Annotated in this window: 16 protein-coding genes and 2 pseudogenes; 15 read left to right on the forward strand and 3 right to left on the reverse strand. The window is 70.5% G+C overall.

Annotated features, from left to right (window positions below; translation table 11 throughout):
- The first annotated feature begins 6 nt into the window (after positions 1-6).
- The 3 genes and pseudogenes from ACWGDB_RS18610 to ACWGDB_RS18620 all read left to right on the forward strand — a co-directional run.
- Positions 7-1,464 (forward strand): menaquinone biosynthesis decarboxylase, encoded by a 1,458-nt coding sequence (locus ACWGDB_RS18610; RefSeq protein ID WP_453823416.1) that lies wholly within the window; start codon positions 7-9, stop codon positions 1,462-1,464.
- Positions 1,461-2,363, forward strand: coding sequence for a menaquinone biosynthesis prenyltransferase MqnP (gene mqnP, locus ACWGDB_RS18615; protein WP_453823417.1), 903 nt, complete (start codon positions 1,461-1,463; stop codon positions 2,361-2,363). Before ACWGDB_RS18610 ends, mqnP begins: the two co-directional genes overlap by 4 nt.
- A 146-nt stretch (positions 2,364-2,509) precedes the next feature.
- Positions 2,510-2,728 (forward strand): annotated as a pseudogene (locus ACWGDB_RS18620) (Uma2 family endonuclease); the annotation flags it as partial.
- 228 nt (positions 2,729-2,956) lie between these two features.
- Here the strand turns inward: ACWGDB_RS18620 and ACWGDB_RS18625 are convergent.
- Positions 2,957-3,571, reverse strand: a complete 615-nt coding sequence (locus tag ACWGDB_RS18625; protein ID WP_453823418.1) for a rhomboid family intramembrane serine protease — start codon at positions 3,569-3,571, stop codon at positions 2,957-2,959.
- Positions 3,572-3,679: 108 nt separating this feature from the next.
- Here ACWGDB_RS18625 and ACWGDB_RS18630 point away from each other — a divergent pair, with 108 nt between their 5' ends.
- The 10 genes and pseudogenes from ACWGDB_RS18630 (at position 3,680) to ACWGDB_RS18675 (ending at position 11,301) form a co-directional block, all read left to right on the forward strand.
- Complete coding sequence (locus ACWGDB_RS18630; RefSeq protein WP_383610252.1) at positions 3,680-4,363, forward strand: UbiX family flavin prenyltransferase; 684 nt, start codon at positions 3,680-3,682, stop codon at positions 4,361-4,363.
- A gap of 68 nt (positions 4,364-4,431) precedes the next feature.
- Entirely contained in the window at positions 4,432-4,893 is a 462-nt protein-coding gene (locus ACWGDB_RS18635) for an Lrp/AsnC family transcriptional regulator (protein WP_328880032.1), read from the forward strand.
- A 74-nt stretch (positions 4,894-4,967) separates the two neighbouring features.
- The gene (gene mqnE, locus ACWGDB_RS18640; protein ID WP_383610249.1) at positions 4,968-6,131 is read left to right on the forward strand and encodes an aminofutalosine synthase MqnE; all 1,164 of its coding nucleotides are present in this window, start codon (positions 4,968-4,970) and stop codon (positions 6,129-6,131) included.
- Positions 6,073-6,318 (forward strand): annotated as a pseudogene (locus tag ACWGDB_RS18645) (uracil-DNA glycosylase family protein); the annotation flags it as partial. The gene mqnE and the pseudogene ACWGDB_RS18645, both read left to right, overlap by 59 nt.
- A complete protein-coding gene (locus ACWGDB_RS18650; RefSeq protein ID WP_453823516.1) occupies positions 6,312-6,476 on the forward strand; it encodes a hypothetical protein in 165 nt (54 codons plus the stop codon). The pseudogene ACWGDB_RS18645 and the gene ACWGDB_RS18650, both read left to right, overlap by 7 nt.
- A 40-nt stretch (positions 6,477-6,516) precedes the next feature.
- Positions 6,517-7,041: an N-acetyltransferase family protein gene (locus ACWGDB_RS18655; protein WP_453823511.1), complete on the forward strand. Its 525-nt coding sequence runs from the start codon at positions 6,517-6,519 to the stop codon at positions 7,039-7,041.
- 88 nt (positions 7,042-7,129) lie between these two features.
- A complete protein-coding gene (locus tag ACWGDB_RS18660; RefSeq protein WP_453823419.1) occupies positions 7,130-7,432 on the forward strand; it encodes a DUF4229 domain-containing protein in 303 nt (100 codons plus the stop codon).
- A 143-nt stretch (positions 7,433-7,575) separates the two neighbouring features.
- On the forward strand, positions 7,576-9,240 hold the full coding sequence (locus tag ACWGDB_RS18665) for an SPFH domain-containing protein (protein WP_453823420.1): 1,665 nt from the start codon (positions 7,576-7,578) through the stop codon (positions 9,238-9,240).
- The gene (locus ACWGDB_RS18670) at positions 9,237-10,580 is read left to right on the forward strand and encodes an SPFH domain-containing protein (protein WP_453823421.1); all 1,344 of its coding nucleotides are present in this window, start codon (positions 9,237-9,239) and stop codon (positions 10,578-10,580) included. The genes ACWGDB_RS18665 and ACWGDB_RS18670 overlap by 4 nt, the downstream gene beginning before the upstream one ends.
- Before the next feature lie 58 nt (positions 10,581-10,638).
- Complete coding sequence (locus tag ACWGDB_RS18675; protein ID WP_453823422.1) at positions 10,639-11,301, forward strand: TetR/AcrR family transcriptional regulator; 663 nt, start codon at positions 10,639-10,641, stop codon at positions 11,299-11,301.
- Here ACWGDB_RS18675 and ACWGDB_RS18680 read toward each other — a convergent pair.
- Positions 11,283-12,134 (reverse strand): MaoC family dehydratase, encoded by an 852-nt coding sequence (locus ACWGDB_RS18680; RefSeq protein ID WP_453823423.1) that lies wholly within the window; start codon positions 12,132-12,134, stop codon positions 11,283-11,285. The genes ACWGDB_RS18675 and ACWGDB_RS18680 overlap by 19 nt on opposite strands.
- Positions 12,134-13,468, reverse strand: a complete 1,335-nt coding sequence (locus tag ACWGDB_RS18685) for a 3-oxoacyl-ACP reductase (RefSeq protein WP_453823424.1) — start codon at positions 13,466-13,468, stop codon at positions 12,134-12,136. Before ACWGDB_RS18685 ends, ACWGDB_RS18680 begins: the two co-directional genes overlap by 1 nt.
- An 85-nt stretch (positions 13,469-13,553) precedes the next feature.
- Here ACWGDB_RS18685 and ACWGDB_RS18690 point away from each other — a divergent pair, with 85 nt between their 5' ends.
- Together ACWGDB_RS18690 and ACWGDB_RS18695 are read left to right on the forward strand one after the other, a co-directional pair.
- The gene (locus ACWGDB_RS18690) at positions 13,554-14,840 is read left to right on the forward strand and encodes an acetyl-CoA C-acetyltransferase (protein WP_453823425.1); all 1,287 of its coding nucleotides are present in this window, start codon (positions 13,554-13,556) and stop codon (positions 14,838-14,840) included.
- A 235-nt stretch (positions 14,841-15,075) separates the two neighbouring features.
- Positions 15,076-17,004 carry an AMP-dependent synthetase/ligase gene (locus ACWGDB_RS18695; protein ID WP_453823426.1) on the forward strand — a complete coding sequence of 643 codons (1,929 nt, stop codon included), beginning with the start codon at positions 15,076-15,078 and terminating at the stop codon, positions 17,002-17,004.
- Positions 17,005-17,128: the final 124 nt, after the last annotated feature.

Below are 17,128 nucleotides of genomic sequence, written 5' to 3' on the forward strand. Positions count from 1 at the left end.
GACCCCATGGCTTACGACGATCTTCGTTCCCTGCTCAGGGCGCTGGAGCGCGAAGGCGACCTCAAGCGCGTCAAGGCTGAGGTCGATCCGTATCTCGAGGTCGGGGAGATCGTCGACCGCGTACAGAAGTCCGGCGGTCCCGCGCTGCTCTTCGAGAACGTGAAGGGCTCCTCGATGCCCCTCGCGATGAACGTCTTCGGGACCGACCGGCGGCTGCTCAAGGCCCTGGGCCTGAAGTCGTACGGCGAGATCTCCGACAAGATCGGCGGGCTGCTCAAGCCCGAGCTGCCGCACGGCTTCATCGGGGTCCGCGAGGCCTTCGGGAAGCTCGGCGCCATGACGCACGTGCCGCCGAAGAAGGTGAAGTCGTCGGGCGCGCCCGTACAGGAGGTCGTGCTGCAGGGCGACGAGGTCGACCTCGACCGGCTGCCGGCGCTGTTCACCTGGCCCAAGGACGGCGGCTCGTTCTTCAACCTCGGGCTCACACACACCAAGGACCCGGAGTCGGGCGTACGGAATCTGGGGCTGTACCGCCTCCAGCGCCACGACAAGCGCACCATCGGCATGCACTGGCAGATCCACAAGGACAGCCGGAACCACTACCAGGTCGCGGCGCGGCGGGGCGAGCGGCTGCCGGTCGCCATCGCCTTCGGGTGCCCGCCCGCCGTGACGTACGCCTCCACCGCCCCGCTCCCCGGTGACATCGACGAGTACCTGTTCGCCGGGTTCGTCTCCGGCAAGCGGATCGAGATGGTGGACTGCAAGACGGTGCCGTTGCAGGTGCCCGCGCAGGCCGAGGTCGTGCTGGAAGGGTGGCTGGAGCCCGGCGAGATGCTGCCGGAGGGGCCGTTCGGCGACCACACCGGTTTCTACACGCCGCAGGAGCCGTTCCCGGCGCTGAAGATCGACTGCGTGACGATGCGGAAGCGGCCGTTGCTGCAGTCGATCGTCGTAGGCCGCCCTCCGACGGAGGACGGACCCCTGGGCCGTGCGACGGAACGCTTCTTCCTCCCCCTGCTGAAGATCATCATCCCGGACATCGTGGACTACCACCTGCCCGAGGCCGGCGGATTCCACAACTGCGCGATCGTCTCGATCGACAAGAAGTACCCGAAGCACGCCCAGAAGACGATGCACGCGATCTGGGGCGCGCACATGATGTCCCTGACCAAGCTGATCGTGGTCGTCGACTCCGACTGCGACGTCCACGACCTGCACGAGGTCGCCTGGCGGGCACTCGGCAACACCGACTACGCCCGTGACCTCACGGTCGTCGAAGGCCCCGTCGACCATCTCGACCATGCCTCCTACCAGCAGTTCTGGGGCGGCAAGGCAGGCATCGACGCGACGAAGAAGTGGCCCGAGGAGGGCTACACCCGTGACGGCGGCTGGCCCGACATGGTCGAGTCCGACCCGGAAACGGCGGCGAAGGTCGACCGCCGCTGGAAGGAGTACGGCCTGTGAGCAGCGCCTCCGCCGCGATTCCGCAGCCAGGACGCACGAAGGCGTTCCTCCGCCTCGTCATGATCGAGCACTCGGTGTTCGCGCTGCCGTTCGCGTACATCGCCGCGCTCACCGCGATGTTCCAGTGGGACAGGAACATCCACTGGGGGCGGCTGCTCCTGGTGACGGTCTGCATGGTGGGTCTGCGGACCTTCGCGATGGCCGTGAACCGGATCATCGACCGCGAGATCGACGCCCGTAATCCGCGCACCGCCCACCGCGAGCTGGTGACGGGCGCGATGTCGGTCCGGCACGCCTGGACCGGCGCCCTGATCGCCCTGGTGATCTTCCTGGGCTCGGCGGCGCTGCTGAACCCGCTGTGCCTGGCCCTCGCCCCCATCGCGGTGATCCCGATGGTGGTCTACCCCTACGGCAAACGCTTCACGAACTTCCCCCAGGCCATCCTGGGACTCGCCCAGGCGATGGGCCCGGTCGGCGGCTGGCTGGCGGTCACCGGCACCTGGTCCTGGGACGCGGTGATCCTCGGCCTCGCGGTGGGCATCTGGATCGGCGGCTTCGACCTGATCTACGCCTGCCAGGACGTCGACACCGACCGCGAGATCGGCGTCATGTCGGTTCCGGCCCGCTTCGGCATCCCGGCGGCGATCTGGGGCGCCCGGGCCTGCCACACGGTCACGACGGCGCTGTTCGTCTGGTACGCCCTCGCCACGGACGCGGGCACCTTCTTCTGGCTGGGCCTGCTGATCGTCGCCGGCGCGTTCGTCTACGAGCACTCGATCGTCCGCCCGCACGACCTGTCCCGCCTGAACAGGGCGTTCTTCAGCGTCAACGGGTTCATCGGGATCGCCCTGTTCGCGTGTGCGCTGCTGGATCTGTTGGTTCGGGGTCTGACCGTGTAGCTACCGTGCGGCCTACCATCGAGGGCAGGACCCCCAGGGAGGCCGCCGTGACCGTCTCAGACCTGGACCGCCTGCACTCGCAACTCAGCCGGTTCGAGGACATGTTCCCCGGCTATCGCGTGGAGATCGTCGAGGGCAACATCATGATGAGTCCGGTCAAGCCGCACCACGCCGAGACTATTCGGCTCGTGTGGAATGCCCTCAGGGAGCAGGTAGGCGATGAGTGGGGCTTCACCAGCCATGTCGCCTTCCCATTCGATGAGGACAACGAGTTCTGCCCCGACGTGGCGATCATCCCTGCCGTCGAGGTGGCAAAGAATGAGGGCTCCTACCCACCCGATCTCATCGAGTTGGTCGTTGAAGTCGTATCCCAGGGCAGCATTCGCCGGGACTACACGACAAAGCCCCGCTGGTACGCATCTCCTGATCTTCGACCCGCTGCAGGGCCACTGCGTCACGCTCTGGAACCCCGGCCCCGACGGCTACCGAGGCCGCGACACCATCCCCTACGGCCCCGACCTGACCGTCGACTCCCCGCTCGGCAAGCTGACGATCCCCACCGCTCGACTACCGGTCGACCCGAAGGCGCGCCCTCAGGCCTGAACGTCGCTGGGACCGGCCCGGCACCGCAGCACGAACGCCGCCGCCACCCCCGCCACCAGCCCCACCAGATGCCCCTGCCAGCTGACGCCGGACTGGGTCGGGGCGAGGCCCGCCAGCATTGACGTGCCCCAGATCGCGGCGACCAGCAGCCCGGCCAGGATGCCGAGCGGGCGGCGCTCCACGAAGCCGGTGACCAGCAGGTAGCCGAACAGGCCGAAGATCAGGCCGGAGGCGCCCGCGGTGTTGGTCCCGGACGGGGATATCAGCCAGACGCCGAGGCCGTCGGCGACGATGATCAGGGCGCAGACGGCGGCGAAACGGCGTATGCCGCCGAGGGCGGCCAGGAAGCCGAGGACCAGCAACGGCACGCTGTTCGCGGCGACATGGGCGAAGCCGAAGTGGATGAAGGCGGCCGGGACGACGTCCACCAGCTCGGACGGGGTGCGCGGGACGATGCCGAAGCCGTCCAGAGCGTGCCCGCTGAGCACGTCGGCCACTTCCAGGAGCCAAAGCAGCGCCACCCAGACCAGCATCAGCTTGGCCGCGGTCCGCGCGCGGTCACCCCGCGACCACTCGCGGCGCTCCGCACCCCACGTGCCTGCCATACCCGACGTACCCGCCATGGCCACCCCACCGCCCAACTCGTCCCCCTGGGGAACGCCCGGCCCCCCTTGGTCGGTTCCCACCCCGTAAGGCCGGATAGGCTCGGTGTCGTGAACCCAGTCAAGCCAGGAGAGACGCCGCGTACGCCTTGGATCGTAGGGGTGTCCGGCGCTTCCGGCACCCCATACGCCGCCGCGGTGCTGCGCGCGCTCCTCGCCGCGGGGGAGAGCGTCGACCTGGTCGTCAGCAGGGCGTCCCGGCTCACGCTCCTCGACGAGACCGGGATCTCCTTCCGCGACGCCCACTGGCAGGACGACCTGCGCGAGTGGCTCGCGCGGGGCGCCGACGGCAAGCCCGGGACCTTCGAGCCGGACATCGCGGGTGTCCGGTACTGGAACGCCGGGGACCTCGCCGCGGGCCCGTCCTCGGGGTCGTACCCCACGAAGGGCATGCTGATCGTGCCCGCCTCCACCGCCTGCGTCGCCGGCGTCGCGCTGGGCCTGTCGAAGGACCTGCTCCAACGCGCGGCGAGCGTGGCCCTCAAGGAGGGGCGCAAGCTGGTCGTGGCCGTCAGGGAGACCCCGCTGAACGGCCAGACGCTGAGGCACCTGGTGACCCTGGACGACGCGGGCGCCACCGTCGTGCCCGCCTCGCCCGCCTTCTACGCGGGGGCCACCCACATCCAGGACCTGGTGGACTTCGTCGCCGGACGCGTGCTCGACGCGGCGGGCGTCGAGCACCGGCTCTACCGCCGCTGGAAGGGCGAACTCGGCGGCGGAACCCGCACGACATGAACGCCATCTGAGCAAGTCGCAGTAACTCTCATCACTTCGGGAACTCTTCACCGGAAGGCTTCGATCGCATGGACGCGGTGGACAGGCAGCTCATCCAGGCCCTGAGGGAGAACGGCCGGGCTTCCTACGCGGAGCTGGGACGCCTCGTCGGCCTGTCGGGACCCAGCGTCACCGACCGCATCAACCGGCTGGAGGCGGCCGGCGTCATCACCGGCTACCGCGCCACCGTCGACGCCGCCTCACTCGGCCTCGGCGTCACCGCGCTGATCGGCATCTCGCTGTCCGACGCCACCGACCACGAGGACGTCGCGAGCCGTCTGCGGGACCTGGGCGAGATCGAGGACTGCTGGTTCATCGCGGGCGACGACTCGTACATGCTCAAGGTCCGCGCGGCCGACGTGGACGGCCTGGAGAAGATCATCCGCCGGCTCAGCGGCACCAAGGGCGTCTCCCGGACCCGTACGACGATCGTGCTCTCCACCAAGTGGGAGAACCGGGTCGGACAGCTGCCCGACGAAGAGGACGCGTAGCGCCTGATGGCGGTCACCCCGCCCGAAGGGGCGGGGAGTACGGTTTACGGAGTCTTTCCGAGAGAGGTGCACGCATGGACGTCGGGCTCAAGCGCGAGCTGGAGGAGAAGGTCCGCTCCGGTGAGCGGCTGTCCCGCGAGGACGGCATCGCGCTGTACGAGTCGGACGACCTGGCGTGGCTCGGTGGCCTCGCGCACGAGGTGCGCACGCGCAAGAACGGCGACGTCGTCCACTTCAACGTCAACCGCCACCTCAACATGACCAACGTCTGCACGGCCTCCTGCGCGTACTGCTCCTTCCAGCGCAAGCCGGGGGAGAAGGATGCGTACACGATGCGCATCGAGGAGGCCGTCAAGCTCGCCAAGGCGATGGAGTCGGACAACCTCACCGAGCTGCACATCGTCAACGGCCTGCACCCGAACCTCCCGTGGCGCTACTACCCGCGCTCCCTGCGCGAGCTGAAGGCCGCCCTCCCGAACGTCTCCCTGAAGGCCTTCACGGCCACGGAGATCCACCACTTCGAGACGATCTCCGGACTGTCGGCCTCGGAAATCCTTGACGAACTGATCGACGCGGGCCTGGAGTCGCTGACCGGCGGCGGCGCCGAGATCTTCGACTGGGAGGTGCGGCAGCACATCGTGGACCACCGCACCCACTGGGAGGACTGGTCCCGGATCCACCGCCTGGCGCACGAGAAGGGTCTGAAGACCCCGAGCACCATGCTGTACGGCCACATCGAGGAGCCGCGGCACCGGGTGGACCACGTCCTGCGCCTGCGTGAGCTGCAGGACGAGACGGGCGGCTTCCAGGTCTTCATCCCCCTGCGCTACCAGCACGACTTCGTCGACATGAAGGACGGCAAGGTACGCAACCGCCTCCAGGCCAGGACCCAGATGGCGACCGGCGCGGAGGCCCTGAAGACCTTCGCGGTGTCCCGGCTGCTGTTCGACAACGTCCCGCACGTCAAGGTCTTCTGGGTCATGCACGGCGTCCAGACCGCCCAGCTGGCCCTCCAGCACGGCGCCGACGACATGGACGGCTCGGTCGTCGAGTACAAGATCACCCACGACGCGGACAACTTCGGCACGCCGAACAAGCTGACCCGCGAGGACCTGCTGGACCTCATCCGGGACGCGGGCTTCCGCCCGGTGGAGCGCAACACCCGCTACGAGATCATCCGTGAGTACGACGGCCCGGACCCGGCGCGCCGCGAGTCCCCCCAGCCGATGCGGGTGTGATTCCGGGGGGCGGGGCCGTGGTACTCGTCCGACCGCGGCGGCCTGCCCGCCCTGCCAGGAGGACCGGCAGGGCAGGCCCTTCGTAGGTCCCGCCGGGCGTCTCCTCGACAGGGCGCTGGAGGAAGCCGGCCTGGATCCGGCGGACGCGTACGTCACCAACGCCGTTAAGCACTTCAAGAGATGCGCGGAACGCTGCTGGAGCGCGAGATCCACGGCCGGCCTCAGAAGCTGGTGGCGACGGTGCATCCGTCGTCGGTGCTGCGGGCCCAGGACGACGCGGACCGGGTGGCGGCGTACGCGGGACTGGTGTCGGACCTGGAGGTGGCGGCGCGGGCGTTGTCGTGATGGCTTTCGCCGCGCTCCGTGTAATGGCTACGATTGCGCCGTGTCCCTTACCTTCACGCTCGACCCGGCCGTCACTCCCGACCTCCGCGACGGCGTCCTCGACCTGTGGACCGACGTCTCCAACGCGGGCGGAGCCGTGGGCTTCGTGCCGCCGGTGACCCGGGAAACTATCCGCCCGGAACTGGTGCGGCACTTCGTGGGGATGGCGGAAGGGCGCAGTCGGCTGCTGGTCGGGCAGGACGAGGCGGGCGAGGTGTCCGCGACCGCCTTCTTCACCTTCAACACGCACCGGCTGATGGCCCACTGGACGTGGCTCTACACGGTGATGGTGCACCCCCGCCACCAGGGCAAGGGCTACGGCCGCGAACTGCTGACCGCCGCCGAGCGGGCCGCCCGCACCTTCGACGGCATCGAGGCGATCCGCCTCACCTGCCGCGGCGGGCTCGGCCTGGAAAACTTCTACGGCTCCTGCGGCTACAAGGAGGTCGGGCGGATCCCCGACGCCATCCGGGTCGCACCGGGCGACGACCGCGAAGACGTGATCATGCTGCTGCCGCTCGACTGACCCACCCCGCCGACCCCCCTGCAAGATCGGCCGCCCCGCGTGCTTCACTGGACAGTGGCCCTTTTTGGAATCGGAAGAGTGGATTGAGATGCTCCGCTACACACTGATGCGCCTCGGAATCTTCGTGGGCTGCCTCGTGGTCGTCTGGGGCCTCGTCTACTCCGGCCTCGCCCCGCGTGGCCTCGGCGACTCCAACGGCATGTGGGTCGTCCTGCTCGCGCTGCTGCTCTCGGCGCCCATCAGCTTCGTCGTCCTGCGCAAGGAGCGCGACCGCGCCTCCGTGCAGATCGTGCAGAAGGTCGACCGTGTGAAGGCCAACCTGCAGGCGAACCGCAGCCAGGAGGACGACGTGGTCGACGAGACGGCTCGGACGCAGGGCCAGACCTCCTAGCTTGCCGCGTCCCGGCAGCGATACCACTCGGTAACTGCACGGGCCCCGCCCTTACGCTTGTCCGGATCCATGGTGTGGGATGGCCGGATCCACGTCGGTGGAACGGCTGTTCGCACCGGCATTCGTGAACGTAAGGGGGAACCGTGGCACGAGCGCGCGCGCAGGCAAAGAAGAGCGCACGACGCGTTGCCGACGCCGTCGTCTCCGGAACCGATCCGAGGACGGCCGCGCAGGACGAACTGCGCCGGCAGATCGGCGGTCGGGGGACACGGGGAGACGGCGGCGACGAGTACGACGCCCAGGGCCAGGGCATCGACCCGGCCGACTTTCCGGCCGCCCGGGAACAGGGCGGCTCCACCGCCACCGTGATGCGGCAGAAGACGGTGCCGCTGGACGAGGCCGGGGAGGCGCTCGGCCGCAGCGAGCAGGTGCGAGAGGGCACCGGGATGGTGCACGCCATCTGCCCGATGGTGATCCCCAAGGGCCGCTCGATCGTCTCCATGCTGCCCGTGCTGACGCTGATCGTGCTGGGCGCGGTGGGTGCGGGGATCGTTGGCGCGTCAGGCGCCGACGTCCTGACCAACCCGCTGTTCGGCGTCCACTACTGGGTCATCTCGCTGTGCGCCGTCGCCTTCGTGTGGTGGCGCCAGGGCATGGTCATGGTGCCGGACGGCTGCCAGGCGATGATCACCCGGTTCGGCAAGCTGGAGAGGGTCGTCGGCCCGGGCCGGATCGTGCTGCTGAGCCCGTGGAAGCGGGTGTCGTACATCGTCAACACCACGATCGAGTACCCCTTCAACGCCCCGGTGCGCGAGGCACCGACCAAGGGCGGCGTGAAGGCGTCGATCGACCTGTTCATCCAGTTCCGGATCAGCGACCCGACCGAGTTCGTCTACACGCTGGGCGCGGTGCGCGGGTTCGAGGAGAAGCTGAGCAACGCGGTGAGCGAGACGATCCGCACCCTCGTCTACGAACAGGAAGCCGCCGGGATCTACGACATGGTCGGCGAGGACACCGGCCGCCTGCTGGACCTGCTCAACCAGCAGTTCCGCCCGGCCGTCGAGCTGACCAACGCCAACATCACCCACGCCGAACCGTCCGACCAGCGCTACCGCATGGACCTGGCGGCGCCCGAGATGGTGCGGGTGGCGAAGGAGGCGTACACGCACGAGTACGCGCTCCAGCTCCGCAAGGAGCAGGACGAGGGCGACCTCACCCGCGAACTCGCCTCCAGCCACGAGACCCTCTCCGCGATCCAGGCCGACATCGCCCAGTACCAGGCGCAGATGGACACCGCCGTGGAACGCGAGACCAACCGCGCCGAGGCGCTCGCCCGGCAGCGTTACGTCCAGGCCGAGTCCGAGGCGAAGGCCAACGCGGCCCTGCTGGAGGCACAGGCCCTCGACATCCGCGCGGTGACCGCGGCGGAGGCGCCGGAGATCCTGGAGTACCGCTACCAGCAGCAGGTGCTGGACACCCTGGAACAGGTCGCCGACCACCTGCCCCGGCTGGTGCGCATCGGTGGCGCGACGGACGGCGTCGCCGGCATCGACTTCCTGGAGCTGGCCCGCGAGTTGGTCGGCGAGCGTGGCACGGAACTGTTCACCGACGAGGACATGGCAGCCGTACGGTCGCGTCTCCCCGAGGTGTCCGAGCGGATCGCCGCGCGCGAGACGGAGATCGGCGCGCTGCTGGCGGCCGAGCGGCCGACGGTGCCGCAGGTGCCCGAACAGCCCGCATCGACCGACAGTTCCGAGAGCTCCGACAGCTCCATCAGCTCTGACGTCTCCGAGGGGGCCGACCAGTGAGCACCGCCCGTTCCTCCCACCGCCGGTCGGTCATCTCCGAGAAGGTCGCCCCCTGGAGCGACATCGCGCGGCTGCTGCGCGGCGGCGAGGCCGACACCCTGATCCCGGTCATCATCCCGCGCCACCGGCGTCGCCTGTGGTGGATGCTGCCGCTGTGGCTCGGCGTCTACGCCCTGTTCATGGGCGTGATGCTGTCCCTGCAGGAGGCGGACACCGAGTCGGCCGCCGGGGACCTCGCGTACGGCACCCTCGCCACCCTCTGCTACGTCGGCGGTGTCGTCCTGCTGCTGATCGGCGCGCTGTGGTGGTGGCGCTCCTCGATCGTCGAGATCGAACAGGGCACCAACGGCGTGCTGACCCGCTACGGCGCCGTCATCCGCACCCTGGACGCCGGCCGCCACTACCTGTGGCACCCGTGGTCCCGGGTCGACTTCGTCGTCGACACCGCCACCGAGATCCCGTACTCCGCTCCGGTCATGGCCTGCCCGACGCAGGAGAACGTGCCGCTGCGCTCCATCGAGTTCTTCCTGAAGTTCCGCATCACGGACGCCGTGCTGTTCGTCCGCACCATCGGCGCGGGCAACTTCGACCTGGTGCTCTCCAGCGCCGTACAGGACGCCATCCGGCAGCGGGCCCGCAAGATGCGCACCGAGCGGGCGTACGACCTGCGCGGCTCCGACGTGGCCGACATGCAGGAGCTGCTCAACCGCCAGCTGTCCGGCTACGGCGTGCGCATCACCGGCTCCAACATCCCGGACGTGCAGTTGCCGGCGCAGTACCAGCAGCACCTGGCCACCCGGGAGCGGGTCGCCAAGGAGCGCACGGCGTACGACCAGGAGTGGGGGCTGATCCGCAAGCGCCGCATCGACCAGCTGGGCATGGACATCGAGCGGGCCAAGAAGGTGCGCGACGCCCGGATCGTCGAGGTCAAGGCCGCGCTGAACCGGGCCCGTGAAGAGGTCGCCCAACTGCTGGAGGAGCAGGAGACCAACGCCCAGCGGGTGCGGTTCGAGATCGAGACGCGGGGCCGCAGCGGCCTCATCGCCGCCGAGAACGAGGCACGCGCGCAGCGCGCTCTGGCCAAGGCCTACCGCGACAACCGCGCGGTCCTCCAGTACGAACTGGCCCGGCGCCGCCTGGAGGTGGGTGCGAAGCTCGCCGGACGGGCACCGCAGCCGGTGGTCGTACGGACCGACGGCACCGGCGCCGACACCTCGGCCCTGTCCACCCTGCTCACCGCGCAGTTGCTGCCCCGGCTGACGGCCCTGCCGCCCGTCGACGGGCAGTTGCTGACGGACCGGGTGGCACGGTTCGCCGACGAGCTGAGCGACGACAAGTAGGGCAGGCGTTCACGGTGGGCCGGGTGGGATCTCCCTCCCGGCCCGTACGCTAACGGCCATGGGTGCCCTGAAGACCAAACGGATGCCGCGGGCCGTCCGTGAGCAGCAGATGCTGGACGCCGCCGTGCGGACCTTCGGCAGGCGCGGATACATGGCCGCGTCGATGGACGAGATAGCCGAACTGGCGGGTGTCTCGAAGCCGTTGGTGTATCTGTATCTGAACTCCAAGGAAGACCTTTTCACCGCCTGCATACGGCGCGAGGCCGCCGCGCTCGTCGTAGCAGTGCGCTCCGGCGTGCGGACCGAGCTGCCCGCCGACCGCCAGCTCTGGGACGGGCTGCGGGCGTTCTTCGCGCACACCTCGCACTACCCGGACGCCTGGTCCGTCCTGCACCTCCAGGCCCGCACCCATGGCGAGCCGTTCGCCTCCGAGGTCGCCGCGATGCGCGCGGAGATCGTCGAGTTCGTGACGCAGCTGATCCTCGCGGCCGCACGCGAGGCCCACCGCGACCCCGACCTCCCCGAGAGCGAGGTCGCCGGTCTCGCCGAGGCCCTGGTCGGCGCCGCCGAGTCCCTCGCCGACTGGGCCAACGCCACGCCGACCGTGACGGCACGGGAGGCCGCGGCCACTCTGATGAACTTCGCGTGGGCCGGCCTCGGCAACCTCATGGACGGCCGGCCCTGGTCACCGCCGGACACCCCTCACGAGGCGATCGGGTAGACCTCCCCGGCCAGGTGGACGCGGTCCTTGTCGCCCCGCAGCTCGAACCGCCCGCCCTCCGCGGCGTACGTCACCGTCCCCGGCAGCAGCACCGGCGCCCGGAAGCCGGCCCGCACCCGCACCGCCTCCGGTGCGCCGTGCGCGGCGAGGCAGCGGGCCACCGTCCACATGCCGTGCGCGATGGCCCGCGGGAAGCCGAACAGGCGGGCGGTGAGCGGGTGGAGGTGGATGGGGTTGCGGTCGCCGGAGGCGGCCCCGTAGCGGCGACCGACGTCGGCGGCGAGCCGCCAGTCGGCGACGGCGGGCAGCGGCTTGTGCTCCGGCCCGTCCTCCCCGTGCGGTGCGGCCGCCGGGTCGTCGGTGCGGTGCCTGGCCAGATACGTGCTCCGCGACTCCCACACGACCTCGTCGCCGGCCCGCATCTCGGTGATCACGGCGGCTTCCGTGCCGCGCCGGTGGGGCGTCAACCCGTCGATGTGCACGGAGAGTTCGTACGCACCCGTGGCCGTGAGGGCCCGGTGCCGGGTGACGCTGATCGACGTGTGGACGAGACCGAGCAGCGGCAGCGGGAAGTCCCGGCCGCTCATCAGCCGCATCGCCAGCGGGAAGCCGAGCACATGCGGATACGTCACCGGCAGGGCGTCGTCCCCGGTGGGGAACCCGCACACCCTCTCGTAGGCGGCCAGCCGGGCGAGGTCGACGCGGAGGTCCGGCAGAACGAGCCTCGTGCGCGGGAACTCCGCCTGCGGGCCCGGGCGTTTGAAGGGTGACAGCAGGGCGCCCCGGGCGAGCAGGGGCGGAAGTGAAGGAGGAGCGGTGAGGACGAGGGACATCACGCCCCCAGCAGGCTCTGGCCGCATACCCGGACGACCTGGCCGTTGACGCCTCCGGATCCCGGATCCGCGAGCCAGGCCGTCGTCTCGGCGACATCGATCGGCAGTCCGCCCTGCGCGAGGGAGTTCATCCGGCGCCCCGCCTCCCGGATGAACAGGGGAACCGCGGCCGTCATCCTCGTCTCGACGAACCCGGGCGCGACCGCGTTGACCGTCACCCCGTACTCGGCCGCCGCACGTGGCGCGAGGGCTCGCACCAGTCCGACGATGCCCGCCTTGCTCGCGCCGTAGTTGGTCTGCCCGGCGTTCCCCGCCAGCCCCGCGATCGACGCCGTCGCCACGATCCGCCCGCCTCGTTTCAGCGTTCCGCTCTCCAGCAGCGCGTCCGTGGTGCGCAGGACACTCGCGAGATTGACGTCGAGTACCGAACTCCAGCGCTCGGCGGGCATGTTGACCAGTCGCCGGTCGCGTGTGATCCCGGCGTTGTGCACCAGGACGTCCAGGCCGTCGGGCAGCGCGGCGGCGATGCGTGCGCCCGCGTCGGGGGAGGTGATGTCGAGCGCGAGCGCGGTGCCGCCGAGCCGGTCGGCCACGCGCCGGGCGTCCTGTTCGGCCTGCGGCACGTCGAGTACGACGATCCGGGCGCCGTCCCTGGCCAGCGTCTCGGCGACCGCCTCGCCGATGCCGCGCGCGCCGCCGGTGACCAGCGCGGTGCGGCCGGCGAGGGGGCGGTCGGTGTCGTGGGGCGGGTCGTGGGGTGCGGTGACGTCCGCCGGAGCCGAACCCACCTCGATGACCTGGCCGCTGAGGTACGCCGACTTGGGGGAGAGGAGGAAGCGCAGGGTCGACTCGGCGGCGTACGCGTCCGTCAGCCGTACGAGATTCACCGTCCTGCCCCGCCCGATCTCCTTGCCGAGTGAGCGCGTGAAGCCCTCCAGGGCCTGCTGGACGGCGGCCTGGTGGTGGTCGGCGGGGTCGAGGGGCGCGCCGAGCACCACGATCCGGCCGCTCTCGGCGACCGACCGCACGACGGGGTGCAGGGCCGCGTGCACCTCGGAGAGCGTCTCGACGTCCCGCACGCCCGTGGCGTCCAGGACGACGGCGGCGGGCTTCCCGGAGGGGGCGGTCGTCAGGTCGAGGCCCAGAGCGGCACGGGCACCGGCATCGGTGAGGCCGAGGTCCGACTTGCCGGCCGTCAGGAGCAGCCGGTCGCCCTTCAGCGAGGGCCGCTCCGGTGACCAGCGTTGCAGCGGGGCGGGCTGCGGCAGTCCGAGCCGGCGGGTGAGGAAGCGGCCGGGTGCCGTGCCGGTGAAGCTCAGATAGCGGTCGGCCATGTCCCACTCCCAGTGCGCTCCGGTGCTGACTCCGGAGTAAGGTTACCCGAGGTAAGTCCATGGTGGACATGAGGAGTGGGTGGAGATGAACTCCCTGTTGGCGCCGGCGGTCCGGCGTGTGGCGATCATCGGCGGCACTCGTATTCCGTTCGCCCGCTCCGACGGTCCGTACGCCACCGCATCCAACCAGGACATGCTCACGGCCGTGGTCGACGGCCTGGTCGAGCGGTACGCGCTGGGGGATCCGGGCGCGGTCGGCGAGCTCGTGGCGGGGGCCGTCCTCAAGCACAGCCGGGACTTCAACCTCGCCCGCGAGACCGTCCTCGGCTCGAAGCTGGACGCGCGCACGCCCGGCTATGACATCCAGCAGGCCTGCGGCACCGGTCTCCAGGCCGTCATCGCCGCCGCCAACAAGATCGCGCTCGGCCAGACCGAGTCGGCGATCGCCGGGGGCGCGGACACGGCGAGCGACGCGCCCCTAGGTGTCAACGACGAGCTGCGCCGCATCCTGCTTCAGGCGCGGCGGGCCAAGTCGCTCGGCGGCCGGGTCAGGGCACTGTCCGGCGTACGGCCCTCGCACCTCGTCCCCGACATCCCCCGCAATGCCGAGCCCCGCACGAAGCTGTCCATGGGTGAGCACGCCGCCGTCACGGCACGCGCCTGGGGCGTCTCCCGTGAGGCTCAGGACGAGTTGGCTGCGACCAGTCACCAGCGGCTGGCGGCAGCCTACGAGCGGGGCTTCTTCGAGGATCTGGTCGTGCCCTTCCGGGGCCTGGACCGGGACCAGAACCTGCGCCCCGGCTCGACGCCGGAGAAACTGGCCGCGCTCAAGCCGGTGTTCGGCCTCGACCGGCCCGACCCGACGATGACGGCGGGCAATTCGACGCCGCTGACGGACGGGGCGGCGGTCGTGCTGCTGGCGAGCGAGGAGTGGGCCGAGCGCAGGGGGCTGGAGCCGCTGGCGTACCTCACCGCTTACGAGACGGCGGCCGTGGACTTCGTACGGGGCGATGCCGTGGGTGGCGAGGACGGGCTGCTGATGGCACCGGCGTACGCCGTCCCGCGGATGCTTGAGCGGGCCGGACTGGCCCTCCCCGACTTCGACCTCGTCGAGATCCATGAGGCCTTCGCGTCCCAGGTGCTGGCGACGCTGGCGGCGTGGGAGAAGCGGGGACTCGCCCCCGTGGACCGAGCCCGGCTGAACGTGACCGGGTCCTCCCTGGCCACCGGCCACCCCTTCGCGGCGACCGGGGCGCGGATCGTGGCGACGCTGGCCAAGTCGCTGGCGCACAAGGGCGGTGCGGGGCGCGGGCTGATCTCCGTGTGTGCGGCGGGCGGGCAGGGGGTGACGGCCGTTCTGGAGCGAAGGTAAGGGGACGGTGAGACGAAGCTGAGTGCCCCTCACATAACCCCCGACGTTGCACATACCCGGCTCCGGACCACCCCCGAACCCGCACAACCCCCACACGCCCGCGCCGTACGATCGCCTGCCTAACCAGCGGTAACCCGTTTCCGCAGGCCTCGGCAGGTGAACGCCACGGTGCGCGAGGCACGTACGTCATGCAGCAAGCAGTTTCGTCGCTGCACGCCCGCCGCAGGAGCCGCCCGTGTCCACCCCGCTTCCCTCCTTCGCCGCCTCGGCCGCCTTCGACGACGCCCCGGGCCCGACCCTGGTGCAGCCCGAGACGCGACGACTGGACGGTGCCGTGCGGGAGGCGTACATACCGCCGTTCGCGCCGCCGGTGACCCATGGGTCGCTCGGGGACCTGCCCTTCGACAACGCGGCCGCGGCGCCGGACGCGGTCGTCCTCAGCCGCAGGGGCGAGGACGGGCGGTGGACGGACGTGACGGCGGCGCAGTTCGCCGAGCAGGTGCAGGCGGTGGCGAAGGGGCTGATCGCCGAGGGACTCGAGCCGGGCGACCGGATCGCGATCATGGCGCGCACGACGTACGAGTGGACGCTCCTCGACTTCGGCGCATGGGCGGCCGGCCTCGTCACGGTCCCCGTCTACCCCACCTCGTCCGTCTTCCAGACCCGCTGGATCCTCCAGGACTCCGGTGCGGTGGCCCTGGTCACCGAGACCGCCGCGCAGGCGGCCGCCCTCGGCCCCGAACTGGACCGGGTGCCCGACCTGCACCGCATGTGGGTGATGGAGAAGGGCCATGTGGAGCGGCTGGCCGAGCTGGGCGCGCAGCAGCCGGACGGCGAAGTGGGCGTACGGCGGGGCATGCTGGTGCCGGACACGCTGGCGACGCTCATCTACACCTCGGGCACGACGGGCCGCCCCAAGGGCTGCGCGCTGACGCACGGCAACTTCTTCGCCGAGGTGGACAACGCGATCGAGCTGCTCTACCCGATCTTCAAGGCGCGCACGAGCGAAGAGGCGTCGGTGCTGCTCTTCCTCCCCATGTCGCACGTGTTCGGCCGTATGGTCGCGGTGGCCTGCGTCCGGGCCCGGGTGCGCCTCGGCCACGCGCCGAGCCTGAAGGCGGAGGACCTGCTGCCGGACCTGGCGGCCTTCCGCCCCACGTGCCTGCTGACGATCCCCTACATGCTGGAGAAGATCTTCAACTCCGCCCGCGCCAAGGCCGAGACGGGCGGCCGGGCGTCCTCCTTCGACCGCGCGGCGTCGGTGGCCGAGCGCTACGGCGAGGCGATGGAGGCCAAGGCCTCGGGGACGGGCGGTGGCCCGGGCACCACGCTCAAGACGGCCCGCGCCTTCTACGACCCCCTGGTCTACCGCCGTATCCGCAACGCGATGGGCGGCCGGGTGCGGTACGCGATCTGCGGCGGCTCACCGCTCGGCCGCCGCCTGGCCGCGTTCTACTCCGGCGCCGGCATCGAGATCTACGAGGGCTACGGCCTGACGGAGGTGACGGGCGCCGCGACGGTGACCCCGCCCTCCAAGCCCCGCCTGGGAACGGTGGGCTGGCCCCTGCCCGGCACCCGCATCCGGATCGCCTCGGACGGCGAGATCCTCATCTCCGGCGACCAGGTGCTGCGCGGCTACTGGGACCCCTCCGCGGGCGGCGTCGTCCCGGCTGCCGCCGACGGCTGGCTGCCGACCGGGGACATCGGCGCCCTGGACGACGAGGGCTATCTGACGATCACCGGCCGCAAGAAGGAACTCCTGATCACGGCGGGCGGCAAGAGTGTGGCCCCGGCGCCCCTGGAGAACTGGCTGCGCTCCCACCCCCTGATCTCCCAGTGCATGGTCGTGGGCGACCGGCGGCCTTTCGTGTCCGCCCTGATCACCCTGGACATGGACGGCGTGAGCCACTGGCGCCGCATGAACGGCAAGCACCCCGTCCCCGCGGAACTCGTCGTCGACGACGCCGAGCTGAGGGCGATCCTGCAGCGCGCGATCGACGAGGCCAACAAGCTGGTCTCGCGCCCGGAGTCCATCCGCCGCTTCACGATCCTGCCGACGGACTTCACGGAGCTGGACGGCCACCTCACGCCGTCCATGAAGCTGCGGCGGGAGGCTGTCATGCGGGACTTCGCGACGGAGGTCGAGGAGCTGTACACGAATTAGCCGCGGGTCGGGGCAACCCTCCAGGACCCGACATCACGACAAACGGTTGCCGTCTCGTTACGACAATTGCTTGACGTGACATGCCATGGCCACGTTGGCTACCGCCACCGGGTAGCAAAGCCGC

This window comes from Streptomyces sp. NPDC055013 (assembly GCF_053608645.1).

What these genes read in the sequence shown, in the direction of transcription:
- ACWGDB_RS18610 (WP_453823416.1), top strand. Translation starts at nt 7, where the DNA reads ATGGCTTACGACGATCTTCGTTCCCTGCTCAGGGCGCTGGAGCGCGAA.
- ACWGDB_RS18625 (WP_453823418.1), bottom strand. Translation starts at nt 3,571, where the DNA reads ATGGCAGGCACGTGGGGTGCGGAGCGCCGCGAGTGGTCGCGGGGTGAC.
- ACWGDB_RS18635 (WP_328880032.1), top strand. Translation starts at nt 4,432, where the DNA reads ATGGACGCGGTGGACAGGCAGCTCATCCAGGCCCTGAGGGAGAACGGC.
- mqnE (WP_383610249.1), top strand. Translation starts at nt 4,968, where the DNA reads ATGGACGTCGGGCTCAAGCGCGAGCTGGAGGAGAAGGTCCGCTCCGGT.
- ACWGDB_RS18650 (WP_453823516.1), top strand. Translation starts at nt 6,312, where the DNA reads ATGCGCGGAACGCTGCTGGAGCGCGAGATCCACGGCCGGCCTCAGAAG.
- ACWGDB_RS18660 (WP_453823419.1), top strand. Translation starts at nt 7,130, where the DNA reads ATGCTCCGCTACACACTGATGCGCCTCGGAATCTTCGTGGGCTGCCTC.
- ACWGDB_RS18675 (WP_453823422.1), top strand. Translation starts at nt 10,639, where the DNA reads ATGGGTGCCCTGAAGACCAAACGGATGCCGCGGGCCGTCCGTGAGCAG.
- ACWGDB_RS18680 (WP_453823423.1), bottom strand. Translation starts at nt 12,134, where the DNA reads ATGTCCCTCGTCCTCACCGCTCCTCCTTCACTTCCGCCCCTGCTCGCC.
- ACWGDB_RS18685 (WP_453823424.1), bottom strand. Translation starts at nt 13,468, where the DNA reads ATGGCCGACCGCTATCTGAGCTTCACCGGCACGGCACCCGGCCGCTTC.
- ACWGDB_RS18690 (WP_453823425.1), top strand. Translation starts at nt 13,554, where the DNA reads ATGAACTCCCTGTTGGCGCCGGCGGTCCGGCGTGTGGCGATCATCGGC.